This window comes from Terrisporobacter muris, from assembly GCF_024621905.1.
GTDB lineage: Bacteria > Bacillota > Clostridia > Peptostreptococcales > Peptostreptococcaceae > Terrisporobacter > Terrisporobacter muris.
Window position 1 is genome coordinate 1 of record NZ_JANKBY010000243.1, and the last position, 5,696, is coordinate 5,696.

Consider the following 5,696-nt stretch of genomic DNA (forward strand, 5'->3'; position numbering starts at 1 on the left):
TTTTACATTTAATAGTATTTTTTGTATTTAAAATATAAAAAGTTATAAAAAAAGGTTTTAATATATCTAAAAGGTGATAAAATAATACATATATAATAGAGAAAGAGGTAAAAATATGAGTCTTAGTTTAGGAAATGGAATTGCAGTATCAACTAACTTTATAAAATCGAATCCAGCAGTACCTGTATATAATGGTGAGGAAAGTCCTAGCAATTTATATGCTGTAATTTATCATATAGAAATAGGATACAATGAAGGTAAAGAACAAAAAGTAAAACAATACATAATAATTGACTATAAAGACTTTGATTTATCTTCAGAAAAGAAAGATGAATTATTAGATACAGCAAAGAAATACTGTGAAATGAAAGATATACCACAAGGAGATCAATTAGAAATAACATTATTAGACAATGATGAAGCTGAAGATTTCTTAGAAAAGGTATTTAACAATATGAAAGTTATAAGAGGTCTTATTACTAAAAGAGACTAATAGTATTTAACAGCTAAAAATAAATAATAATTTTATGAAAAATCAAAGGCTTTGGTAAATTCCTGGCTTTTGATTTTTTTTGAGTAATATGTGAAAATTTATGTCTAGGTATTTTTTTTAGTGGTAAATATAATAGGTAATATAAAATATAGAAGTACCATAAAGGAGAAAAAAATGTTAAGAGTATCGAATATAAAAATTAGTATTGATGAGGATAAGTCAAAAATACTAAAGTTAGTATTAAATAAATTAAAAATAAAAGAAAATGAATTGATAAAATATCATATTTTTAAGGAGTCTATAGATGCAAGGAAAAAAGGAAAAATAGATTTTGTTTATACTGTAGATGTTGAACTTAAAAATGAACAAAAGTTATTAAAAAAATGTCTAAAGGATATAGTTGAAGTAAAACAACCTCATTATGTGGGCGTTCAACATGGAAGTAATAAAATAAACAATAGACCAGTTGTTGTAGGAAGTGGTCCAGCAGGTTTATTTGCAGCCCTACTTTTAGCACAAAGAGGATATAATCCACTATTAATTGAAAGAGGATTAGATGTGGATGAGAGAACAAAAGATATAAATAATTTCTGGAACAATAGAGTATTTAAAAATAACTCAAACGTACAATTTGGAGAAGGTGGAGCAGGTACTTTTTCAGATGGTAAACTTACAACAAGAATAAAGGATATCAGATGTAGAAAGGTTTTAGAAGAGCTTGTAAACTTTGGTTCACCTGATGATATACTGTACTCTCATAAACCACATGTGGGAACTGACATACTTAAAAATGTTGTAAAAAATATAAGAGAAGAAATAAAAAGACTTGGTGGGGAAGTAAGATTTAATACTCAAGTTACAGATATAGAAGTAGAAAATGACAGTATAAAAGCAGTAATAGTTAATGATAAAGAAAGAGTAGAATGTGACAATGTAATATTTGCTGTTGGTCATAGTGCGAGAGATTCTTATGAGATGTTATATAGCAAAGGTGTAAAAATTATTCAAAAACCATTTGCTATTGGAGCTAGAATAGAACATCCTCAAGAATTAATAAATAAATCTCAATATAAAGAATTCTATAATCATCCAAGGCTTGGAGCAGCGGATTATAGACTAATAGAGCATACATCTAACGGAAGAACAGCATATTCCTTCTGTATGTGTCCTGGAGGTACTGTAATAGCATCTGCATCAAATGAATTTGAAGTAGTGACAAATGGTATGAGTGAACATGCTAGGGACAAGGTAAATGCAAATAGTGCATTTTTAGTTAATGTTACACCAGAAGACTTTGGCAATAGTCATCCTTTAGCAGGGATTGAATTCCAAAGAAAATATGAAAAACTAGCTTATGAATTAGGTGGTAAAAGTTATAATGCACCTATGCAATTAGTAGGAGATTTTTTAAATGACAAGATTACTACAGATATAGGAAAGGTTGAGCCATCATATAAGCCAGGCGTAACAGGAGCTGATTTAAGGGACTGTTTACCTGAGTTTGTTACAAACACAATGAAGGAAGCTTTATTATCTCTTGATAGAAAATTGAATGGATTTGCAATGTATGATGCTGTGTTAACAGGTGTAGAAACAAGGTCATCTGCTCCAGTAAGAATAGTAAGAGACGAAGAAACTTTGCAATCAGTAAGTACTAAAAATCTATACCCATGTGGGGAAGGTGCTGGTTATGCAGGAGGAATAGTTACAGCTGCAGTTGATGGTATAAAATGTGCAGAAAAGATCATTGAAAAATATTGTCCAATTGTTAAATAATTTTAACAATTATAGTCGAATTGATAAAAAAATTTAACGAAAATTTATGATATAATGTTTATGCGTTAAATCATAAATACATAGTAGTAAAAGATTTTTTATTTAGGATTAAAAGCAGAATATAATAGTCAATGATTAAATGTAACTAAGGAGGAATACAATTGGAAATAATCATCGGTATTATGGGTGGATTAGGATTATTCTTATTTGGAATGAATCTTATGGGAGAAGCCCTAGAAAAGGCAGCTGGAAGTAAGCTGAAAAAGATTATAGAACTTCTGACGAGTAATATATTTATGGGAGTTCTTGTTGGGACATTAGTAACAGCTGTAATCCAATCATCAAGTGCCACTACAGTAATGGTAGTTGGTTTTGTTAATGCTGGTATAATGACATTGCCACAGGCAGTAGGAGTTATAATGGGTGCTAATATAGGGACAACAGTAACAGCTCAATTAGTATCTATAGATATGAATGGACTAGCTCCTGTAGCTTTAGGAATAGGTATAATTCTTTATTTATTCGGTGGAAAGCCAAAAACTAAACATATTGCAGAAGTTTTAATAGGATTTGGTATATTATTTACAGGCATGGACTTCATGAAAGAAGCTGTGCAACCATTATCAGAATACCAAGGATTTACAAATGCATTACTTACTTTTGGTAAATATCCAATCTTAGGATTATTACTAGGATTTGGTATAACAGCAATAATACAAAGCTCAAGTGCATCAATGGGTATGCTAGTTGTTTTAGCATCACAAGGGTTAATACCACTTAATAGTGCTTTACCAATATTATATGGTCAAAATATAGGAACTTGTGTAACATCTTTATTATCAAGTATAGGTGCAAGCATAAGCGCAAAAAGAGCAGCACTTATACACTTAATATTTAATATACTTGGAACAGTAATATTCTTATTATTCTTAAATAAAATAGTTGTTGCTGGAGTAACTTATATAGATCCAAATAATGTTGCAAGACAAATTGCTAATGTTCATACAATATTCAATATAGCATCAACATTAATATTATTACCATTTAATAAAATGATAATAAAATTAGCAACTAGATTAATTCCAGACTCACATTTAGAAGACGATGATGTAAAAGTTGTAAAATTTATAGATGATAGAATGATTGAAACACCTTCAATAGCTTTACTAAATGTTGAGAAAGAAACATTAAGAATGGGTGAGAAATCAAAACAAAGTTTAGACTGTGCAATGAGAGGTATAATGGAAAAATCTCAAAAAGATTTATCTAACACATTAAAAAAAGAAAAAACAATAAATGAATTACAAAAAACTATATTAAGCTACTTACTAAAATTATCTAAGGCACCTTTAAATGAAGAATCAAGAGAAGTGATAGATTCATTGTTTAACACAGTAAATGACATAGAAAGAATAGGTGACCATGCTGAAAACTTAGCAGAATTAGGTGAAAATAGTATAGCTAATGATGTTGTATTTTCAGATCATGCAAAAAATGAATTAAATGATATGTATAACAAAGTTTTATCAACTTATACTTATGCATTAGAATCTATGAGAACATCAGATGTAGACCTTGCTTGTAAAGTAATAAAAATGGAAGAACAAGTAGATATTATGGAAAAATCATGTAGAGTAAATCACATGAGAAGATTAAATAATAATATGTGTAGTATAGACAATGGTATTATTTACTTAGAAATAATAACTAATTTAGAGAGAGTTTCAGATCATGCTGTAAATATAGCTCAACAAGTTATAGCACAAAGTGTAAATGAAAAATAGATAACCAATAAAGCCTTAGAGATAGTAATTATTTCTAAGGTTTTTTATATTTTTGTATAGAAGGTTAAAAATTAACTAATGCGAGAAAAAAATAATATGAATTAAACAATTTTTTAACAAGAAGGTAAACCTATTTTATGATATAATTTTATGATATAAATACTATAAAAAGAGGGAGTAAAATTATGAACAAAATTAATTTTAACTATAGTAAAGCCTTAGGTTTTTTTGCTAAGGAAGAGGTAGATGCATTACAACCTTATGTTGATGTTGCACACGAAATGCTTCATAACAAAACAGGTTTAGGTAATGATTTCTTAGGTTGGATAGACCTTCCTAATAACTATGATAAAGAAGAGTTTGCAAGAATAAAAAAAGCTGCTGAAAAGATACAATCAGATTCTGATGTATTGATAGTAATAGGAATAGGTGGTTCATACTTAGGGGCTAGAGCTGCCATAGAATGTCTAGGTCATTCATTTAGAAATAATTTAAATAAAGAAGAAAGAAAGACTCCAGAAATATATTATGCAGGGAACAATATAAGTTCAACTTATTTAATGGACTTATTAGATATAATAAAAGATAAAGATGTATCATTAAACGTTATATCTAAATCAGGAACTACTACTGAACCAGCTATAGCTTTTAGAGTATTAAAAGAATTCTTAGAAAATAAATACGGAAAAGAAGAAGCTGCAAAAAGAATATATGCAACTACAGATGCAAGTAAAGGTGCATTGAAACAAGTTTCTGATGAAGAAGGATATGAAACTTTTGTAATACCGGATGATGTTGGAGGCAGATTCTCAGTGTTAACGCCAGTTGCTTTATTGCCAATAGCTACAGCAGGTCTTGATATAGATGCAATGATGCAAGGTGCTAATGATGCTCGCGAAAATTACTCTACAGCTAACTTAGCAGAAAATGATTGCTATCAATATGCAGCTGTTAGAAATGTTTTACATAGAAAAGGCAAAGATATAGAATTACTAGTAAACTATGAGCCAAGTTTACATTTTGTAAGTGAGTGGTGGAAACAATTATATGGAGAATCTGAAGGAAAAGACCAAAAAGGTATATTCCCAGCAGCAGTAGATTTTTCAACTGATTTACATTCAATGGGACAATACGTTCAAGATGGTAAGAGAATCTTATTTGAAACAGTTTTAAATGTGGAAAAACCAAGAAGAGCCATAGAATTAAAATCAGCAGAAAATGATTTAGATGGACTTAACTATTTAAGTGGAAAAACTTTAGATTTTGTAAATGAAAAAGCATTCCAAGGAACTTTACTTGCTCATACTGATGGTCAAGTTCCAAACTTATTAATCAACATACCTACATTAGATGAGTACAATTTTGGATACTTAGTATACTTCTTTGAAAAAGCTTGTGGGATAAGTGGATATTTATTAGGAGTAAATCCATTTGACCAACCAGGTGTTGAAGCATACAAGAAAAATATGTTTGCTTTATTAGGCAAGCCAGGATTTGAAAAAGAAAAAGAAGAATTAGAAAAAAGACTTTAGAAATTAAGGTTTAATTAAGAATAAAATATTATAATGAAATCATCATAAGAGATTTATATCGATTGTGATGATTTCTTTTTTATGTTTAAGAGATTAAAAGTTAATAATAAA

General features: G+C 29.1%; 4 protein-coding genes. All 4 read left to right on the forward strand.

What is annotated here, in order from left to right; genetic code table 11:
- Positions 1–115: 115 nt before the first annotated feature.
- Positions 116–493 carry a hypothetical protein gene (locus tag NSA58_RS14910; protein ID WP_039678686.1) on the forward strand — a complete coding sequence of 126 codons (378 nt, stop codon included), beginning with the start codon at positions 116–118 and terminating at the stop codon, positions 491–493.
- 174 nt (positions 494–667) lie between these two features.
- Positions 668–2,269: an NAD(P)/FAD-dependent oxidoreductase gene (locus NSA58_RS14915; protein ID WP_039678685.1), complete on the forward strand. Its 1,602-nt coding sequence runs from the start codon at positions 668–670 to the stop codon at positions 2,267–2,269.
- A gap of 161 nt (positions 2,270–2,430) precedes the next feature.
- Positions 2,431–4,053, forward strand: coding sequence for a Na/Pi cotransporter family protein (locus NSA58_RS14920; RefSeq protein WP_039678684.1), 1,623 nt, complete (start codon positions 2,431–2,433; stop codon positions 4,051–4,053).
- A 185-nt stretch (positions 4,054–4,238) separates the two neighbouring features.
- The gene (locus NSA58_RS14925) at positions 4,239–5,585 is read left to right on the forward strand and encodes a glucose-6-phosphate isomerase (RefSeq protein WP_257560639.1); all 1,347 of its coding nucleotides are present in this window, start codon (positions 4,239–4,241) and stop codon (positions 5,583–5,585) included.
- The last annotated feature ends 111 nt before the right edge of the window (positions 5,586–5,696 follow it).

Excerpts from the sequence above, each read along its gene's own strand:
- NSA58_RS14910 (WP_039678686.1), top strand. The coding sequence starts at position 116 with ATGAGTCTTAGTTTAGGAAATGGAATTGCAGTATCAACTAACTTTATA.
- NSA58_RS14915 (WP_039678685.1), top strand. The coding sequence starts at position 668 with ATGTTAAGAGTATCGAATATAAAAATTAGTATTGATGAGGATAAGTCA.
- NSA58_RS14925 (WP_257560639.1), top strand. The coding sequence starts at position 4,239 with ATGAACAAAATTAATTTTAACTATAGTAAAGCCTTAGGTTTTTTTGCT.